General features: G+C 69.0%; 8 protein-coding genes, 1 tRNA gene and 3 pseudogenes. 6 read left to right on the plus strand and 6 right to left on the minus strand.

Features of this window, described 5'->3' with window-relative positions:
- Positions 1–6: 6 nt before the first annotated feature.
- Positions 7–1,704: a thiamine pyrophosphate-binding protein gene (locus tag C3488_RS31325; RefSeq protein WP_103844264.1), complete on the minus strand. Its 1,698-nt coding sequence runs from the start codon at positions 1,702–1,704 to the stop codon at positions 7–9.
- Positions 1,705–1,882: 178 nt separating this feature from the next.
- On the opposite strand from C3488_RS31325, the gene sucC reads away from it, so the two are divergent.
- The 3 genes from sucC (at position 1,883) to C3488_RS31340 (ending at position 5,669) form a co-directional block, all read left to right on the plus strand.
- Complete coding sequence (gene sucC, locus C3488_RS31330; protein ID WP_103844265.1) at positions 1,883–3,013, plus strand: ADP-forming succinate--CoA ligase subunit beta; 1,131 nt, start codon at positions 1,883–1,885, stop codon at positions 3,011–3,013.
- Positions 3,014–3,024: 11 nt separating this feature from the next.
- Positions 3,025–3,942, plus strand: coding sequence for a succinate--CoA ligase subunit alpha (sucD, locus tag C3488_RS31335; protein ID WP_103844266.1), 918 nt, complete (start codon positions 3,025–3,027; stop codon positions 3,940–3,942).
- Positions 3,943–4,127: 185 nt separating this feature from the next.
- On the plus strand, positions 4,128–5,669 hold the full coding sequence (locus tag C3488_RS31340) for an aldehyde dehydrogenase family protein (protein WP_103844267.1): 1,542 nt from the start codon (positions 4,128–4,130) through the stop codon (positions 5,667–5,669).
- On the opposite strand, the gene C3488_RS31345 is transcribed toward C3488_RS31340, so the two are convergent.
- A complete protein-coding gene (locus tag C3488_RS31345; protein WP_103844268.1) occupies positions 5,659–6,597 on the minus strand; it encodes an LLM class flavin-dependent oxidoreductase in 939 nt (312 codons plus the stop codon). The genes C3488_RS31340 and C3488_RS31345 overlap by 11 nt on opposite strands.
- A gap of 62 nt (positions 6,598–6,659) precedes the next feature.
- On the opposite strand from C3488_RS31345, the gene C3488_RS31350 reads away from it, so the two are divergent.
- Entirely contained in the window at positions 6,660–7,112 is a 453-nt protein-coding gene (locus tag C3488_RS31350) for a MarR family winged helix-turn-helix transcriptional regulator (RefSeq protein ID WP_103844269.1), read from the plus strand.
- A 99-nt stretch (positions 7,113–7,211) separates the two neighbouring features.
- Positions 7,212–7,296: transfer RNA gene (locus C3488_RS31355), tRNA-Leu, on the plus strand.
- A gap of 139 nt (positions 7,297–7,435) precedes the next feature.
- On the opposite strand, the gene C3488_RS42045 is transcribed toward C3488_RS31355, so the two are convergent.
- The 4 genes and pseudogenes from C3488_RS42045 to C3488_RS31365 all read right to left on the minus strand — a co-directional run bounded on the left by C3488_RS42045 (position 7,436) and on the right by C3488_RS31365 (position 13,783).
- A complete protein-coding gene (locus C3488_RS42045) occupies positions 7,436–7,759 on the minus strand; it encodes a hypothetical protein (protein WP_258053792.1) in 324 nt (107 codons plus the stop codon).
- Positions 7,760–7,894: 135 nt separating this feature from the next.
- Positions 7,895–8,281, minus strand: a pseudogene (locus C3488_RS42050) (recombinase family protein); the annotation flags it as partial.
- 121 nt (positions 8,282–8,402) lie between these two features.
- Positions 8,403–8,912 (minus strand): annotated as a pseudogene (locus tag C3488_RS42055) (recombinase family protein); the annotation flags it as partial.
- Between the two features lie 473 nt (positions 8,913–9,385).
- A complete protein-coding gene (locus C3488_RS31365) occupies positions 9,386–13,783 on the minus strand; it encodes a LamG domain-containing protein (RefSeq protein WP_103844270.1) in 4,398 nt (1,465 codons plus the stop codon).
- An 855-nt stretch (positions 13,784–14,638) separates the two neighbouring features.
- Here C3488_RS31365 and C3488_RS31370 point away from each other — a divergent pair.
- Positions 14,639–19,738: pseudogene (locus C3488_RS31370) on the plus strand (hypothetical protein); the annotation flags it as partial.

The raw sequence follows: 19,738 nt of genomic DNA on the forward strand, positions 1-19,738 counted from the left end.
CGCTCCTCACTTGTACATGGTCTGGTTCATGGTTCCGGGGGCGTACGCGTCCGGGTCGACCCAGACGTTGATCAGCGAGGGCTTCCCGGACTCGCGGGCGCGCCGCAGCGCGGGCCCGATGTCGGCGGGGTCGCGGACCTCCTCGCCGTAACCGCCCAGCATCTGGGCGAACTTGTCGTAGTGCACGTCGCCGAGCGTGTTGCCGACCCGTTCGCGTGCCTTGCCGTACTTGGCGGCCTGGCCGTAACGGATCTGGTTCATCGAGGAGTTGTTGCCGACGATGCCGACGAAGGGAAGGTCGTAGCGGACGAGGGTCTCGAAGTCCCAGCCGGTCAGCGAGAAGGCGCCGTCCCCGAAGAGGGCGACGACCTCCTTGTCGGGCCGCGCCTGCTTGGCCGCGAGCACGAAGGGGATGCCGACGCCGAGCGTGCCGAGCGGGCCGGGGTCCATCCAGTGCCCCGGCGACTTGGGCTGGACGACCTGACCGGAGAAGGTGACGATGTCGCCGCCGTCACCGATGTAGAGGGAGTCCTCGGTGAGGAAGTCGTTGATCTCGCTGACCAGACGGTAGGGGTGGATCGGCGAGGCGTCCGACTTCAGGTGCGGCAGCCGCTTCTCGATCGCGGTCTGCTCGGCGGCCCGCAGCTCGTCGAGCCACGCCTTGCGCTGGGCGGCGCCGCCGTTCCTGTATCCATTGAAAGCGTGCCCCGACGCCGCCTCGGTGACGGACTTCAGGACCAGTCCCGCGTCGCCGACGATGCCGAGGTCGATGTCGCGGTTCTTGCCGACGGTCCGGTAGTCGAGGTCGATCTGGACGACGGTCGCGTCGGGGGAGAGCCGCTTGCCGTAACCCATGCGGAAGTCGAAGGGGGTGCCCACGATCACGATGAGGTCGGCGCCCGAGAAGGCGTAACGGCGGGAGAGCTGGAAGTGGTGCGGGTCGCCGGGAGGGAGGGTGCCGCGGCCGGCGCCGTTCATGTACGCGGGGATGTTCAGGGTGCGCACGAGTTCGACGGCCGCCTCGGTGCCGCGGGTCGTCCACACCTGGCTGCCCAGCAGGATCGCCGGCTTCTCGGCGTGCACGAGCAGGTCGGCGAGTTTTTCGATCGCCTCCGGATCGCCGGCCGAGCGGGTCGAGGCGCGGTAGTGACCCGCCTTCGGGACGCGGGCCTTGTCGAGCGGCACCTTGGCGTCGAGGACGTCGCGCGGGATCTCCAGGAAGGAAGGGCCCGGCGCCCCGTGGTAGCACTCGCGGAACGCCATCGACACCATGTCCGCCGCGCGCGCCGTGTCCGGGACGGTCGCCGCGAACTTGGTGATGGGCGCCATCATGTCGACGTGCGGCAGGTCCTGCAGGGACCCCATCTTGTGCTGCGTCAGCGCGCCCTGACCGCCGATCAGCAGCATCGGTGACTCCGCCCGGAAGGCGTTGGCGACACCGGTGACGGCGTCGGTCGTACCGGGGCCCGCCGTGACGACCGCGCAGCCGGGCTTTCCGGTGATGCGCGCGTAGCCGTCGGCCGCGTGGGCGGCGACCTGCTCGTGGCGTACGTCGACGACTTCTATGCCCTCGTCGACGCAGCCGTCGTAGATGTCGATGATGTGGCCGCCGCACAGGGTGTAGATGCGGTCGACGCCCTCGGCCTTGAGGGCCTTGGCTACGAGATGACCACCGGAGATGACGTCCTGGGTGTCGTCGGGCATGGCGAAGTCCTGTCCCTTCGTAGGGGGTTGGAACGGCTCACGCGGTACATTGCATACAGTCGACGAATACTGTATGAAGCTTGTTATCCCGCATCCGGTGGGTGGTGTCCAGGGGGCGTGCGGCACTTTTCGGGGGTCTGGGGGACGCCTCCAGACGACTTGGCAGACAGGAGCCGGGATGGACCTGTACGAACACCAGGCAAGGCAACTCTTCGAGGATCACGGCATCGTGGTGCCGAGGGCCGAGGTCACGGACTCGCCCAAGGAGGCGCGTGAGATCGCCCGCAGACTGGGCGGACGGGCCGTCGTCAAGGCGCAGGTGAAGACGGGCGGGCGCGGCAAGGCGGGCGGGGTGAGGATCGCCGAGGATCCGGCGGAGGCGGAACTGACGGCACGCCACATCCTCGGCATGGACATCAAGGGGCACACGGTGGGCACCGTGATGCTGGCCGAACCCATGGACGTCGAGGCGGAGTTCTACGTCTCCTACGTCCTCGACCGCGCGGCCGGCCGCTTCCTCGCCATCGCCTCCGCGGAAGGCGGCATGGAGATCGAGGAGGTCGCCGCGACCAGGCCCGAGGCGGTGGCGCGCGTGCCCGTCGACCCGGCCGAGGGTGTCACCTCCGCGAAGGCGGCCGAGATCGCCCGCGCGGCCGGGCTGCCGCAGCAGAGCGTCGACGTCCTCGTACGGCTCTGGCAGGTACTCGTCCGTGAGGATGCCCTCCTCGTCGAGGTCAACCCCCTCGTGCGCACCCGGCAGGGCCGGATCGTCGCCCTCGACGGCAAGGTCACCCTCGATGACAACGCCCGCTTCCGCCAAGAGCGTTGGGGCTCCGACGCGGCCGAGCACCACGACCCCCTGGAGGCGGCCGCCGCGGCGCGGGGCCTGAACTACGTCAAGCTCGACGGCGAGGTCGGCGTCATCGGCAACGGCGCGGGCCTCGTCATGTCGACGCTCGACGTCGTCGCCGGCTGCGGCGCGCGCCCCGCCGACTTCCTCGACATCGGCGGCGGAGCCTCCGCCCGGATCATGGCCGACGGACTGTCCGTCATCCTGTCCGACCCGGCCGTCAAATCGGTCCTCGTCAACGTCTTCGGCGGGATCACCGCATGCGACACGGTCGCCGAGGGCATCGTGCGGGCCCTGGACACCGTGGAGCTGACCAGGCCGCTGGTGGTGCGCCTCGACGGCAACAACGCGGCTCGGGGCCGCGCGATCCTCGACGAGCGCGCGCATCCCCTGGTGCAGCAGGCCACCACCATGGACGGCGCCGCCCGCCGTGCCGCCCAACTCGCCCGGACAGCCTGAGGAGACCGGACATGGCGATCTTCCTGACCAAGGACAGCAAGGTCCTCGTCCAGGGCATGACCGGCGGCGAGGGCATGAAGCACACCCGCCGCATGCTCGCGGCCGGCACGAACGTCGTCGGCGGCGTCAACCCGCGCAAGGCGGGCCACAGTGTCGACTTCGACATCCCCCAGAGCCTTAACGGCCTGGGAGGTGCCCCCAGTGCCGTCCGCGTCTTCGGCTCCGTCCGCGAGGGCATGGACACCACCGGGGCCGACGTCACCGTCGTCTTCGTTCCGCCCGCGTTCGCCAAGGCGGCCGTCCTGGAGGCCGCGGACGCCGGCATCGGCCTCGCGGTGGTCATCACCGAGGGCATCCCGGTCCACGACTCCGTCGCCTTCACCTCGTACGCGAAGTCCAGGGGCACCCGGATCATCGGCCCCAACTGCCCCGGTCTCATCACCCCCGGACAGTCCAACGCGGGCATCATCCCCGCCGACATCACCAAGCCCGGCCGGATCGGCCTGGTCTCCAAGTCCGGCACGCTCACCTACCAGCTCATGTACGAGCTGCGGGACATCGGCTTCTCCACCTGCGTCGGCATCGGCGGCGACCCCGTCGTCGGCACGAGCCACATCGACTGCCTGGCCGCCTTCGAGGCCGACCCGGACACCGAGCTGATCGTGATGATCGGTGAGATCGGCGGCGACGCGGAGGAACGGGCCGCCGCCTACATCCACGACCACGTCACCAAGCCCGTGGTCGGCTACATCGCCGGCTTCTCCGCGCCCGAGGGCAGGACCATGGGACACGCCGGCGCCATCGTCTCCGGCTCGTCCGGCACCGCGCGCGCGAAGCAGGAGGCGCTGGAGGCGGTCGGCGTGAAAGTGGGCGGCACACCGGCCGAAACGGCACGACTTGCACTCGGCGCACTGGCAGACCAGGCGTGACCTCACCCATAGTGGACGGACGGTGACCGTCGCACGACATGCGCCGTCACCGGCTCCTCCGAACGACGCAGGACGCACCACGTACGACCTACGACGTCCCCGCACGGCAGTGCGAACCGTGCGCGGGACGGGCCCTGTTCCTCGCCCTGTTCCTCTCGCCCGTGCACCGAGAGCGGAGCTCACTCATGGCACCCACCCTCACCCTCAAATCCGGCACGTCCTGGTCCGACGCCTGGCGGCGCGCTCTCGCCGTCGCCCCCGAGGCGTTCCGGGACGACCGTGTCCTCAACCTCTGGAACTGCACCTGGCAGCCGGACGGCCGGGCCCTGCCCGCCACCAGCCCCGTAGACGGCAGTCCCATCGCGGGTCCGCCACGCGTCGGCCGGGACACGGCCCGACGCGCCGTGCGCGCGGCGCTGGACCAGCACCGCGCCTGGCGGCACACGCCCCTGCCCGAACGCCGGGCCCGGATCGCCGCCACCCTCGACGCCTTGACGGAACACCGGGAACTGCTCGCCCTCCTCCTCGTCTGGGAGATCGGCAAGCCGTGGCGGCTCGCGCAGGCCGATGTGGACCGGGCGATCGACGGCGTGCGCTGGTACGTCGACGGGATCGAGGAGATCATCGGCGACCGGGCCCCGCTGGGCGGCCCGGTCTCCAACATCGCGAGCTGGAACTATCCGATGAGCGTGCTCGTCCACGCGATGCTGGTACAGGCCCTGGCGGGCAACGCGGTCATCGCCAAGACCCCGACCGACGGTGGTGTCGCCTGCCTCACCCTGGCCTGCGCGCTCGCCGCACGCGAGGGCGTCCCCGTCACCCTCGTCAGCGGCAGCGGGGGCGAGCTGTCGGAGGCGCTGGTGCGGGCGCCCGAGATCGGCTGCGTCTCCTTCGTCGGAGGCCGCGACACGGGCGCCGCGGTGGCCACGGCAGTCGCCGACCTCGGCAAGCGGCACATCCTGGAACAGGAGGGACTCAACACCTGGGGCATCTGGAACTACTCGGACTGGGACGCGCTCACGGCCGTCGTCCCCAAGCTCTTCGACTACGGCAAGCAGCGCTGTACGGCGTATCCGCGCTTCGTCGTCCAGCGTGACCTGTTCGACTCCTTCCTCGCGGCCTACTTGCCGGCCGTCCGCACGCTCCGGGTCGGCCACCCGCTCGCGGTCGAGCACCCCGACGACTCCTACCCCGAGCTGGACTTCGGCCCGTTGATCAACGCGGCCAAGGCCAAGGAGCTGACCGACCAGGTCGCCGAGGCGATCGACCGCGGTGCGATCCCGCTGCACCGCGGCGAGGCGGCCGACGCGCGCTTCCTGCCCGGCCAGGACACCTCGGCCTACGTCCAGCCGGTGACACTGCTCAACCCGCCCCGCTCCTCACCGCTGCACCACGCGGAGCCGTTCGGCCCGGTCGACACGATCGTCCTGGTCGACACGGAGGCGGAGCTGCTGGCCGCGATGAACGCGTCCAACGGCGCCCTGGTCGCCACGCTCTCCACCGACGACCGGGCGACCTTCGACCGGCTGGCCCCGCAGATCCGCGCCTTCAAGACAGGCCACGGCAAACCCCGCTCCCGTGGCGACCGCGACGAGCTGTTCGGCGGCTTCGGCGCGTCCTGGCGCGGTGCGTTCGTGGGCGGCGAACTCCTGGTCCGCGCGGTGACCCAGGGCCCGGCGGGGGAGCGGCTGCCGGGCAACTTCCCCGAGTATCAGCTCATGCCGTGACGGACGCGCGGGTGGCGTCCGCGCGAGGCGGGCGCCACCCGGCGATGACCTCGTCGGCCAGCCAACGGGCGACACCCCGCGGATAGGGCCGCGGCAGATTGAGCACGATGTGGTTCATCCCGGCGGCGACGAGTTCCCCAACCTCGGCCCGCGTCGCGGCCGGATCGTCGTACGACACCAGCAACTGGACCGAGCGCGTGATCTCCCGCGGATCGCGCCCGAGGTCCGCGCAGTGCGCGTCGAGCAGGCGTGAGCGTTCGGCGACGTACTCCACGGTGTGGTGCGGTGGCCCCGGGATGCTCCACATGTCGGCGTGCTCGGCGACAAGCCGCAGCAGCCGGGTCCCCCAGCCGCCGATCAGCAGCGGGGGACCGGGTCGCTGCACGGGCTTGGGCTCGCAGCGCGTCCCCTTCAGCCGGTAGTGGCGCCCTTCGAAGTCGAAGACGTCCCGCGTCCACATCCGCTTCAGGATCTCGACACTCTCGGCCAGGCGCGCGATCCCCTCCGCAGGCGGCACCAGCGTGAGCCCGTACGCCTCGTACTCGGCGATCGCCGGGTTCTCCCCGGAGATCCCGCCCGCGCCGGAGGGCTGATGCGTCCCCCCGACGCCCAGCCCGAGGACGAGCCGACCTGCGGAGATCACATCCACGGTCGAGGCCATTTTCCCCAGCACCGCGGGCGGCCGGAGCCGGTTGCTGGTGACGAGCACCCCGAGACGCAGCCGCTCGGTCTGTGCGGCCAGGGCGGCGAGCAGGGCCCAGCTCTCGTGCGCCTGCCCGTCCCTCGGTCCGGCCAGGGGCAGCAGATGGTCCCAGAGCCAGGCGTCCTGGATCTCGGGCACCGTGTCGGCTTCCCTCCAGACGCGGCGGATGTCCTCGTAGGAAACGTGCATGGGAGCGGTCTTGATGCCGAAGCGCACCTCAGTCATGAGTCGTCAGCATAGCAAATCATCAGCTTCCATGACGATCAGGGGAGGCTACAGTCGTGCGCATGGCCACCGATGAACACCCCACGCCCCTGGAATCCCGGCTCGGCTACCTCCTCAAGCACGCCCAGCGGCGCTTGGCCGATGCATCGGCCGAGGCGCTCGCCCCCTTCGGCGTCGACGGTCACCAACTGGCCGTCCTCGTGGTCCTGGCCGGCCAGGAACCGCTGTCACAGGTCGAGGTGGCCGGGCGACTCGGGGTCGACCGGACCACGATGGTGTCGCTGATCGACGGCCTGGAGGACCGCGGCCTGGTCGAGCGGAGGCGCAGCCCGCGGGACCGGCGCAAGAACGTCGTCGAGCTGACGGCTGCGGGCGAGGACTGCCTGCGCCGCGGCGAACAGGCGCGCCGCGAGGCGGAGCGCCGCTTCCTCGCCCCGCTGACCGAGCAGGAGGCGACGGAGCTCGTACGGACTCTGCGACGTCTCGTGGCGGACGGCGAAGGCGGTGGGCGGTGACGGCTGCCGCGGGGAAACGCAGGTGAAGGGCACTCCGAAACCTTGGTATTGTTGTCCCTGTCGCCGCGGGGCCAGCCCCGGCAAGGCGACGGACACCTCGTCCGGGTGGCGGAATGGCAGACGCGCTAGCTTGAGGTGCTAGTGCCCTTTATCGGGCGTGGGGGTTCAAGTCCCCCCTCGGACACAGAGTCGCCCCACCGAGCCCTTTTCTTGGGCAGGGGCCATCGGCACCCGCTTCCGGCTCCCGGCCGGGACGGGTGTTCGTTGTTGCGGTGCCTTTGGCTTGGTTCCTCTCCCTTCGCCGGATTTTCGCTGGGCCTTGGTCAGCTGATGGTGATCCTTTCTGTCTGGGGTGTATTCGCGGTCAGTGTCCTGGCCGCGGGGTCGTACGTCAGGGTGATCTCCTCGCTGCGGAGATGGGCAATCGCCTGGGTGGGTGTGGGGTGCACCGCGTAACGGCTCACGGACGCCGACCCGGGGCGCCCCAGGCGGCTGGTGAGGCGGAGGTGCAGGGCCGGCAGGTGCGGCAGAACCTGGTCTTCGCGCAGGTATGCGTTGGGAGCGCGACCGGGGTCAGGCTGGGTGGCGCTGGTGTGACCGTGGCGGCAGCGGTAGCCGGGACGGTGGTGGGTCCAGTGGGACTCCATGCGTCGGCTGCAGATGCCGCAGCACAGCAGTCCTGCCAGGAGATAGGTGTGCCCGGATGTGGTCTCCCGGCGGATGCGGAGGTTCTGGACGGTGATGAAGTCGGCCTCGCTGACCAGCGCCGGATGAGCCGGTCGGGTGGAGATGATCCAGTCAGTGGGGGAGTTCCAGCGTATGACGTCGCGGTGGCCGAGGGTGGTGTTGGCGGGGTCGATCAGGTCGTGGTCGGTGCGCTGGCGGTTCCAGACTTGTCGGCCGGTGTAGCGGGGATGGGTGAGGATCGCCCTCACTGTGTTCAGTACCCAGCGTTGCCCTTCTCTGTGCGGGTTGCGGGCTCGGTCGGCGGCAGCCGGACAGGGAATGCCTGCGTCGTTGAGGGCGCGGGTGATGCGGGCGATGCTGTGGCCGGCCAAGGCGCTGGGCGAAGATCCAGGACACGATCGGCCCGCACTCGAGGTCGGTGTCCAGGCGCTGTATGCGTACGCCGTGGCGCGCGAGGGCCCGGTTGGGGTGCGGGCCGGCATCGACAAGGCGGTAACCGTACGGCGGGCGGCCGCCGAGGTAGCGGCCCTGGTCGCGGGTCTGCACGGTCATCGCCGTGCGGGTGCGGATACGGGCGCGGGCGATCTCTCGCTTGGACAGGATGCCGAGCAGGACCATCAGCTCCTCCTGCCCGGCGGTCTGCGGGTCGACGCCTCCGCCCAACTCCGGCACCCACACCTCGACGCCGTAGTGGTCGAAGAGCGGAGCCATGGTCGCGAACTGGTTACCGTAGAAGGCCCGTTCACTGGAGCCGATGACAATGGCATCGAAGTCCCGGTCGGGGTCGGCCATCGCCGCCAGCAGCGCGGCGGCTTGGGGCCGCCGCGCCCAGGGCACGGTGCGGCTGCGCCCGGTGTCGAAGAACTCGGCGACGATCCGTCCGTGTCCGGCCACCAGGGCCTGCGCGCGCAACACTTGCCAGGCTTGCGACGTGTCCGGGTCCTGATGGTCCTCGGTGGACACCCGGCCGTAGAACGCAAACCGCAGACCGTCGGCGGACGGCATGCCGACGGGGGAGGAGCCGGGAGTCCAATTGCGGGCCCAATCTGTCACAAGGGCCTGGCTCGTAACAGGAGCGGGCTTCTGTCTGGCCGGTCGGTGGGGCGCTGCCATGATCGGCGCCTCCCCTCAGCCGTCGTCCCGTGCCTTACCGCGCGTATGCCCGGACAGAGCGGGCCGCCGTGCAGAAATACAAAACGTCGACCCGAACGAGTGAAGATCGGTTCTGATGTGGAGGCAAGCCCCCAGGAGGCCGGGAGGCATATAGCCCGATGGTCTCAGGGTTTTGCCGCGTGTCGGATCGCGCGGCCTCGGTGGCTCAGTTCGTCGAGGCTTGGCCCCCGTCCTCCCGATGCATCCAAGGGGTGACCTCGCGTACGCGCAGGGCCCCGACGGACGGCTCCGGCGACCGAGAGCCGGGTCCATCGGGTCGCGGCCGCTCCTTTCGGCACCCGCTCTCCGGCGTACGGCGGTGCCTGCGTTCCCGCGTGTGGTGCTGGATTTCGGGCCGGCACTGCAGTGATGGCCTGAAACGAGGGGCGCTCGACCGGGGCGTCCCGGCCGAGCGCCTGCATTCCAGTTTTTGATCAGTCGAGCTGGGTCAGGGCGGGATTGTCGCCGGTTGCTGCGGCATCGGCGGGAGGCAGGGCGGTGGCATAGACGTGGATGTCGCTGATCTTGCCGTTGGCGTATTCGCCGTAGGTGCCTTGGTAGAGGCGGCGGCCGATCTGAAGGGGGCCGGTGGCGTTCCATGACGTTCCGGCGAAGGTCTTGGTGCCCGACAGACGGCCGTTGACGTAGAGGCTGAGCTGGTTGGTCGTGGCGTCGTAGACACCGACGAGATGGGTCCACGTGCCGACCTTCGGTGTGCCGCCGTATGTGGCCGTGAAGGAGGTGCTGGTCGTGTCGTCGTTGTGGCGGCCGAAGGCCCAGGCGTGTGCGCCGGAGGAGTAGTACAGCTGGAATCCGTTGGCGTTGCCTGCGCTGTCGGACTGGGAGACGAAGGTCGAGTTGGCGGTGAGGGATGCGAGGTTGGCCCAGGCGGAGATGGTGAAGCTCGTCGATGTGTCGACGGCTGGGCCGGTGGTGGCGGCGTAGCCGGTGGTGCCGGTGAGGTTGAGGACGGTGCCTCGTGTGCTGTCGCCGGCCCAGGTGTAGGCACCGGTCAGCGATGCGGTGAGTCCGGTACTGCAGTCGGAAATCGTGGCATTGGCGCAGTCGGCCGCTGTGGTCCCGGCACCTTCGCTCAGGCTCCAGGAGTGGGTGGCGGTGTTGGTGGCGGTGCCGAGAGAGACCGGGGTGCCGAAGGCGGCCGTGGTGCCCGTCGGCGCCTTCCCGGGGTATTCGGTCAGCTGCCCGTTGGTGTCGGTGGCGTAGAGATCGGGGTTGCCGTCAGAGCCGGCGCTGTCGCTGTTGACGTCGCCTGGGGAGGCCACGGTCGGGTATCCGTTTGCTGCCAGGACGGTGGACAGTGCGGTGCCGGGGTTGGTGCTCCAGCCGGTCGGTGTGCTGCTGGTCCAGTTCTGGGCGGCGGTGCCATTGCAGGTGTAGATCTGCACTTGGGTGCCGTTGGTGGTGCTGCTGCGTGGGTCGTCCAGGCATTTGCCGGACTGGGGGTTCTGCAGGCTGCCGTTGGGGCCCGGAGTCCATTTCTGGGAGCCGGTGCCGTTGCAGGTGTACAGCTGCAGGAGCGTTCCGTCGGTGGTGGCGCCTCCGGGAACGTCGAGGCACTTGCCGAGCACGCGCAGGGAACCGTCGCTGAGCAGCGCCCACTTCTGGGCGGCGGAGCTGTTGCAGGCCCAGATTTGGATCTTGTTGTTGTTGTCGGTGAGGGAGTGGTCGTCGTCAAGGCACAGTGACCCGCCGGTGGACGTGGTGAGGGCGGACGTCAGAGCGGTGCGGACAGGGGCGTGCAGCAGCTGGGGCAGGCCGGTGGCCTGATCGACACTGATGGGGAAGGTGTAGACGGTGCCGGAGGCGTCGTCGCGGGCCCACAATGTGTATGTGCCGCCCGTGACGGTGCCGTTGCCGTTCGAGTCCTTGCCGAAGGTTCCGCCGACGGTGCCGGGCGCGATCAGGGTGAGGCCCGACCAGTCGCCGTCGCCGAGCAGTACCGGGTCAGTGAGGTGCTTGCCGTCGTTGGACTGGTAGATCCACAGCTTGCCGCTTTCGACGGTGATGACGGCGGGGTGGCCCTGTTCGTTCCCGTAGACGTTGCCGGGTGCGATGAGCTGGCTGATGTTCCAGGGTGTGGTCGGGTCGTAGCCGGCGCCCGCGCAGCGGCTGTCCGGAACGGTTGACTGGCAGGGGTCCTTGGTCACGGGGTCGCCGGAGCGCTTGCCTATGTAGCCGCCGAAGTTCGACCAGGGGGCGAGGGGGGAGGCGCTGTCGTCCTTCGGATCCAGGTCGTTGGGGACGACGTACAGTTGCGATGTCTTGCGGTTGTAGGCGAACAGGTCGTCCACATCGGTCCCGTGCAGGTTGCCGCGGTGGGCGATCAGGTAGTTGCTCCAACTGGTGCCGTCAGGAGAGTCGGCCGGCGTGGAGACGATCACCGGTCCGCTGACGGGCGGAGGAGTGTCCGTAACGGGTCCGGTCTGGGCCGGGGTGGCGCTCTGGGCGGGGTCGGTGTTGCCGGGGATCATCTCGAGGTCGCCGGTCCTGGTGGTGGCGAGCAGGTCGGGGATGCCGTCGCCGCTGATGTCGCCTGGTGTGATCTTGGTGTCGGGGTTCCAGGGAACGGTGAACGTGTAACCGGCGGGGGCCTGGGAGATGTTCCCTGCCGCGTCGACGGCGGCGACGTACAGGGTGTGTACGCCCCAGTTGGTGACCGGGACGGTGACTGTGCCGCTCGCGGTGCCGGCGCTGTCGGTGCTGGTGACGGAGGCCTTGGTGCCGGTGGTGGCGGTGGGCTGACTGTCGAGCTGCCACAGGAAGTGGTCGACGCCGCTGGACAGGCATGCGTTGGGGCTGCAGCTGGTGTCGGACGCAGCGCCGTCGGCGGCGGTCACGGTGAAGCTGGTGGTCTTGCCGGCTCCGGCGTAGACGATCGGATTGGCAGGCCCGGTGCCGACGGGCGGGAACGAGGGGTTGGTCGCGATGTCGGGCGTGTTCGGTGGGGTGAAGTCGGTCTTGAACCAGCAGTGGCCGCTCGTCGCGGACGTCAGGTGCTGGTTGGAGTTGTCCTGGGCGTAGACGTCCCAGCCGTATTCGTGCCCGTCTTTGAGCGTGAACCCGATGGGCATGTCGGCGTCCGAGCCGCTGGCCTGATAGGTGCTGTCGGGGGTGGACTTGGTCAGGGCGTTGCCGCTGGAGTCGAGGACGGTGCGGTCCCAGACGTCGTAGTGCGCCTGGACGTTGACTCCGGACATGTTGGTGGTGACGGTGGAGTGGAGCTGGAGGTTGCTGCCGGCGTCGGAGTAGGTGGTGGCGCCGATCCAGCCGTCGCCGCTCGTGACGCAGGCGCCGCCGGCTCCGGTGGCGGCTGGTGTGGTGTGGAGGCTGGTCGGGACGTTCGGCGGGATGTCGAACTTCACCGTCAGCGTGAGGACGCTGGACATCCGCAGGTAGTCGTCGTTGCTCGAGGAGATGCTCTCGTCGCCGTACAGACCGACTGTCCAGTAGTCGCCGCTGGAGCTGTTGGTGTCGGCCATCTTCTGGGCCTGGTCGGTGACGGTGAAGGTCGCGGTGTGGTTGCTGCAGCTGCTGCCGGGGTTGGCGCCGCTCGGGATCGTGGTCGACACGGGCGGGTAGGCCGTGTCCTGGGTGGCGGGCCGGTTGTTCCAGTCGGTGCTGGAGTTGATCGCCCCGGTGGTGTGCAGCGTGATGGGCTGGTTCTGGGAGCAGTCCCAGCTGGCCGCGTAGGTCGAGGACACCGTGAAGTAGGCGTTGTCGACCACCATCGATGGGTCTAGGCCACTCGTGGGGACGGCGTAGTAGGAACGTTCCAGGCCGGTGCCGCAGTTGCCGCCCCAGCGCTGGTATCCCACGCCTTGGCCGTTGGTCTGCGGTTTGTCGTACTGAGGACTGTCGGAGCAGGTGGAGCTGGAGTAGAGCTCGTCGTAGTGGCCGGAGGCCGTAGTGACCGGGTTGCTGTACGGGTCGATGTAGACCGGGTAGGTGGTGCCCGAATCGTTGAGCGCCGAGGTGTCGGGCGTCAGCGTGAGGCTGCTCGCGGTGGTCGTCATCGGCACGCTGCCGACGTTCGCTCCGGCACCGGGGCCGTCGGCGGAGGAGACGGTGGGGTCGTCGGCGGTCGTCGAACTGGCGGACGTGCTCGTCTGTGGCGTCGGAGCGTCCGGGGCGGTGCTGGAGTCCCACATCAGCGGGCGGGGACTGGTGTAGGCGACGGTGCCGTCGGAGGCGGTGGCGTTCATGCCGCCCGAGTCCGTGCCGGAGAGGGTCAGGCCGTGGGTGGAGACGGCCTCGGTGAGCTTCTTGATGTCCGGGTTGGCGGCGGCGGTGGCGTCGTGGACGATCAGGACATCGCTGAAGCCGCCCTGATCGGTGACGGAGACGGACAGGTCCACGCCGGGGAGTACTGACTTGTACAGCGCGGTGTCATCGCTCACGGTGGGGGCGGGGAGGGTGAAGGGCATGGTCAGCGCCATGCTGTGTCCGTCCTCGTTGGTCAGGGTGACCAGCGGACCGCTGCCTCCGCCCGACAGGGTGACGTCGTTCGGGGTGGCTTTGGGGGAGAGGGTGCCGTCCGAGTTGGTGGCTAGGGTGGCGTCGACGGGTGTCCAGGCGCCGTCTTTGAGTACCCGCACCGGCATGACGTCGGTGGTGGAGGTGAACGTGCCGTCAGGGTTGGCGGTCACGGTGGAGATCTCGGTTGTCAGGGCGCCCACGGGGACGTCCTGACCGCTTGCCATCGCCTGTGCCTGTGCGGCCAGCATTGGATCGGACGTGGGCGGCGCGTCCGCCGCGGCGGGCAGCACCGGAGTGGCCATCAGCAGGCCGAGAGCGGTGACGAGCAGGGCCACCCTGCGTGCGGGGACAACACGTCTGTGGCCTGTGCGTAGGGGCGGTCTCAACACGAGGCGGGCTTCCTCCGGGTCGCCGGCAACGGGTGGCGCTCTGCGCAAAGTCCGTGCCTGGTGGACTGTCCGTGCAACGAGTCTGTGGGGACGCCCCGTTGACCGAAACATTGATCATTTCCGTACAGAAAATACACAAGCTCTGCCAAGTTGACGCACGGTCTTGTCATGGAAACCGCAAAGAGTCTTGAGCCGTGATCATGCTCGTGTCTAGCCTCCGGTCGATCACTCACACGTTGTGATCTGGCCATGTGACCGGCTTTCAAGCCGCGCCTTGAGGGGGACGAACGCGTGAGTGGCAAGCGGCGTTGGTTCGCGAGCGTGCAGTATCGGATCTGGGGTCGGACACTGACTCTCGCCACAGCGGCGATCGCCTTGCTGGGGCTCCTGGTGCCGGTGGCCGTCGCCCAGGGTGTCGTGGGGCCGTATCGCTTCAAGGGCGTTGTGTGGAGACCGAAGACCCTGCCGAAAACCCCGGCGGTCGGCAGCCATTCCCTCCGCCGGCCGAGCGCAGTTCACGGCGAGGGCTACAAGGCCCTGGCCCGGTACCGCGTCGCCAAACCGGTGTGGCCGCAGGCCGGGGACAAGACGGTTGTCCTGACACGCACTGCACCGGCCACTGTCGCCGACCGGGCAACTGGCATGCCCAGCCCTTCCAGTAACCGATCAGGCGGTGCCTCGACTGCAATACCACGCAGCTCGGTGCTACCCGTCACCAAACCCGTCAAGGCAGGCGGCTTGCCCGTGTGGGTAGCCCCAGCGCCGGCCACCAGAGGCGCGGCGAAGGTGGCCTCCACGGGTGTGCCCGGATCGGTCCAGGTCAAGGTCGCGTCCCACGCGCAGGCCCTTCGTGCCGGTGCGGACGGCATGCTGCTCGGCTTCAGCCGTGCCGACGCCAGGAGGGGCAATGGCCGGGTGCGCGTGGTCATCGACTACTCGTCGCTGGCCAAGGCGTACGGCGGCGGATTCGGCTCCCGGCTGCGACTCTTCCAGGTGCCGGCTTGTGCATTGACCACCCCTCAACTGACACGCTGCCGGACCCGGACGCCGATATCGTTCACCAACCGGGCTACTGCGGACCAGCTGACCGCCACCCTCACCCTCGGCTCCTCCGCCGGTTCCACACCGTCTTCCGGCGGCACGTTCGCGCCGATGACCATGTCGGCGGACACGACGACGGTCGAGGTGACCTCGGGCAGCTCCGGCTCCCAAGGCGACTACGCGGCGACGTCCCTGAACCCTTCCGGGAGCTGGCAGACGTCGGGCACCGGGGCCTTCACGTACTCCTACCCGATCGACGTGCCCTCCGCGGTCGGCGGCAACGCCCCTTCCGTGGGGCTGTCCTACGACTCGCAGTCCGAGGACGGGGAGACCTCGGCCCGTAACTCCCAGGCATCCTGGGTCGGCGACGGCTGGGACTACCAGCCGGGTTTCGTGGAGCGGACCTACCGCCCCTGCGGCAGCCTGCTGGACAGCAGCGGCAACAAGATCCTCAAGGGGTCGGGGGACGAGTGCTGGGGCGGGGACAACGCCACCATCTCCTTCGGCTCGCACTCCGGTCAGCTGGTGCCGGACGGCGTCGACTCCAGCGTCCCCGGTGAGATCAAGCAGTGGCGACTGCAAGGCGACGACGGCACCCTGGTGCAGGAGCTGTCCGGCGCCGCCAACGGCTTGCACGACGGCGTCTACTACCGTGTCCTGACCACCGACGGCACGGCCGCCTACTTCGGCGCCGACCACTCACCGACCGGTCCCGGCCCCTCGGGCGGGATGCAGTCCGGTACGCCTTCCGACCCCTCGACCGACTCCGCCTGGGGCGTCCCGGTACTGCACCCCGAGTCGGGCGACCCGTGCTACGACTCGACCAAGGGCAAGGCGTCCCAGTGCGACAAGCACGAGGGCTGGCGCTGGAACCTCGACTTCGTCGTCTCACCGAGCGGCTTCGTGCAGCGCTACGACTACACGACCGAAACCAACTACTACGACCTCGGCGGCGGCCAGGCCGCATCCGGCGACCACGGCACCCTGACGTCCTACATCCGCGGCGGCAAGCTCGACTCCATCTCCTACGGCTACACACTCGACGACGAGCAGGCCGGACGCACACCCGCCGGCCAGGTCACGTTCACCTCCAAGCAGCGCTGCCAGACCACGGACACCTTCACCGACTGCTCCGCGGGCAACCTCAACGACAACACGGCCCCGCACTGGCCCGACGTGCCGTGGGACCTGCACTGCGACTCCACCGACAGCACCACCCTGCCGTCAGGGTCGACCTCGGTTCCCAGCAACGTCTGCATCACGGCCGCGCCGACGTTCTGGACCACCACCCGCCTGGACAGCATCACCACCAAGGTCCACGTCAAGGACTCCACCACCGACGCTCTGGAGCCCGTCGACAGCTATCAGCTCGGGCAGGTCTACTCCGACGCCGGCGGCACGGTGGACCCGGTCACCGGCACAACCGTCGACCCGAAGGACGCGGGTTCCCTGCAGGCCGTCATGTGGTTGCAGTCGATCCAGCACACCGGCAAAGACACCTACGGCAACGGCAACAGCGACATCAAGCTGAACGAGGTCGCCTTCACCGGCACGGAGATCGACAACCGGGTCAACGACACCTCACCATCAGCTCCGCCGCTGTACCGGCCGAGGATCTCCTCGGTCCAGACCGAGACCGGCGAGTCCATCGCGGTCGACTACAACCTCAACCCGTGCGCTGGCAAGACGCTGGACATCTCGGCAGCGGACTCCAACACCAACTCCTGCTACCCGGTGTACTGGACCGTGCCGGGAGCCTCGAAGCCGATCGCGGACTGGTTCAACAAGACCACCGTGCACACGGTCACGGCCTCCGACCTGACGATCGCCTCGCAGTACAAGCCGGACTCCCAGAACATCCCCGCCGGCTCGGAGGCCCAGGTCTCCACGTACAGCTACGCCGGTGCCGCCTGGCACCGCGACGACTCGGCGCAGACGGACGACCAGTACCGCACGTGGGACCAGTTCCGTGGCTTCCGTACCGTCACGGTGCAGACCGGTCAGGCCCCCGAGCCGGTGACCCAGAAGACCACCACGTACCTGCAGGGCATGGACGGCGACTACAAGGCCGACGGCACCCGCCGCTCGGTCAGCGTGGACGCCAAGGTCGGCGGTAACACGGTGCAGAGCGTCACCGACGTCGACCAGCTCGCGGGCACCGCCCTGGAGTCCGACACCTACACCGCCGCCGGCGGCACCATCGACGCCGAAACCGTCAATGGGCCGTTCACCTACACCACCACCGCCCACTCGGCCCAGACGCCGTGGACTGACTGGACCCAGGTCGACAACCCCGGTCAGACCCAGCCCGCGCTGTCCACCCTGCCGGACCTGACCGCCTACCGCGTCAAGACGACCCAGTCGCACGGCTACGCGCTGCTCGCGAACGGGACGTGGCGCCACACGCAGACCGACACCACCTACGACAGCCAGGGCCGGGTCTCCACGGTCGACGCGCACGGCGACGTGAGCGTGGCCGCGCAGGAGAAGTGCGCCACCACGACCTACGCGACACCGCCGGCCGGCAACACGATGGCCCTCGCCTACCCCGACCAGGTCACCTCCGTCAGCGGGCCGTGCGGCACCGCATCCAGTGCCTCCACGCTGCTGGCGGACAAGAAGATCTACTACGACGGCGACGGCAGCCTCACCAACCTGGGAACGTTCGGTCAGCTCGACCAGACCGGCAGCACGGCGATCGGCCAGGTCAGCGCCGTCCGCACGGCCACCGGCTACAGCGGCACCACCGAGAACTGGCAGACCAACTCGGCGATGAAGTACGACGGCGCCGGCCGGATCACCGACGCGCTGGATGCCACCGGGCAGAACACCCACACGGCCTTCGCCCCGGCCTGGACCTCCGCGGGCGGCAACACCAACCCGGTCGGCATCACCACCACCAATTCCCAGGGCTGGAAGGTCACCTCCACCCTCGACCCGCTGCGCGGCCTGCCCACCGAGAACATCGACGCCAACAACCGCAAGACCGACATCACCTACGACGCCCTCGGCCGACGCACCGCCGTCTGGCTGCCCGGCCGGGACAAGGCTGCCGGCCAGAGCCCGGACAGGACGTTCGACTACTCGATCAACCCCGGCGCCGTCGCCGCTCCCGGCGGCACCATCACCTCGCCCGGTGACCCGTCCTCCGTCACTACGAAGACGCTGCGCGAGGACGGCACGTACAGTTCCTCGATCACCATCTACGACGGGATGCTGCAGCCGCGGCAGGCACAAGCCACGGCGGACGGCGACACCAACTCGGGCCGGGTCATCTCCGACACCTTCTACGACTCCCACGGCTGGCCGACCGCCTCGTTCGCCCCGTACTCCGAGCCGAACAACAACCCGTCCACCACGCTGTACGCCGCCAACGAGAACCAGATCCCCTCGGAGACCACGACCGCCTACGACGGCCAGGGGCGTCCGGTAACCAGCACGCTGTGGCACCAGGCGATCCAGCAGTGGCACACCACCACCAGCTATCCCGGCGTCGACGAGACCGACACCACCGCCCCCGTCGGCGGCCGCTCCACCGCCACGTACACCAACGCCCTGGGGCAGACCAGCAGCACAGTGGTCAAGAACACTGGCAGCATGGTCGTCCTCCGCGGGGGTGCCGTCATCCCGTCCGGCACGTCGCTCACCTCCGACAGCGTGCGCCTGACCATGCAGGCCGACGGCAACCTCGTTCTGTACTCTCTGGCGACCGGCAAGTCCCTGTGGTCAAGCGGCACATCCGGGAACCCGGGAGCGTGGGCCACTTTCCAGTCCGGCAACCTCGTCGTCTACGACGTCGGCGCCACCAAGACGCTCTGGTCGTCCGGCACCTCCACCGGCACCGTCCTGCAGATCCAGAACGACGCCAACGTGGTGATGTACGACGGCACCGGTGCTGCCGTCTGGAAGACCAACACCTGGCATCTCGCCGACGAGGCGGACACCACCGTCAAGTACAACTACACACCCGCCGGCCAGGTCGACACCATCAAGGACAACGCCGGCAACGCCTGGTCCTACAGTTACAACCTGCTGGGACAGAAGACGTCCCAGACCGACCCGGACACCGGCACCACCACGTACGACAAATACGACGTCGCCGGCAATCTCCTGCAGATGACCGACGCGCGAGGTCAGGTCCTGTCCTACGCCTACGACTGGGACAACCGTCGCACCGCCGAGTACAACGGCCCCTGGTCCGCGACCCCCGACCCCACCAAGGAACTCGCCTCCTGGCAGTACGACACCCTCGCCAAGGGCTACCCGACCTCGTCCACCCGCTACGTGGGCGGCGCCTCGGGCTCGGAGTACACCGAGGCGGTCACCGGCTACAACACCGCCTACCAGCCGACCGGCAGCACGCTCACCATCCCGGCGGGCGACGGCTTCGCCGCAGCCGGGCAGTCCACCGCGCCCACCAGCGGCACCGTCACCTACACGCAGTCGTCCTTCTATACTCCGACGGTCGGGCTGCTCTCCACGCTGCGCTACCAGGCCGACGGCAACCTGCCCGCCGAGGACGTCGACTTCGGCTACACCCAGCAAGGCAACCTGGACGGCATCGGCGGCTTCATCACCGCGGCGAACACGCCCGACTACCTCGACACCGCCGTCCACGACCCCTTCGGCCGCGTCCTGCAGGCCAACTACGGTCCAACCGGCAAGGAACTTGCGACCTTCGCCCAGTACGACGCCACCACGGGCCGGGTCACCCAGACGTCGAACATGCTGCAGACGTCCGCCACCGCCCTGGACGTGACCAACTACCGCTACAACCAGGCCGGCGAGATCACCGCGATCGACGACCTGCAGAACAACACCACCCACGACACCCAGTGCTTCACCTACGACTCCTTCCAG

Source organism: Streptomyces sp. Ru72, assembly GCF_002920635.1.
GTDB lineage: Bacteria > Actinomycetota > Actinomycetes > Streptomycetales > Streptomycetaceae > Streptomyces.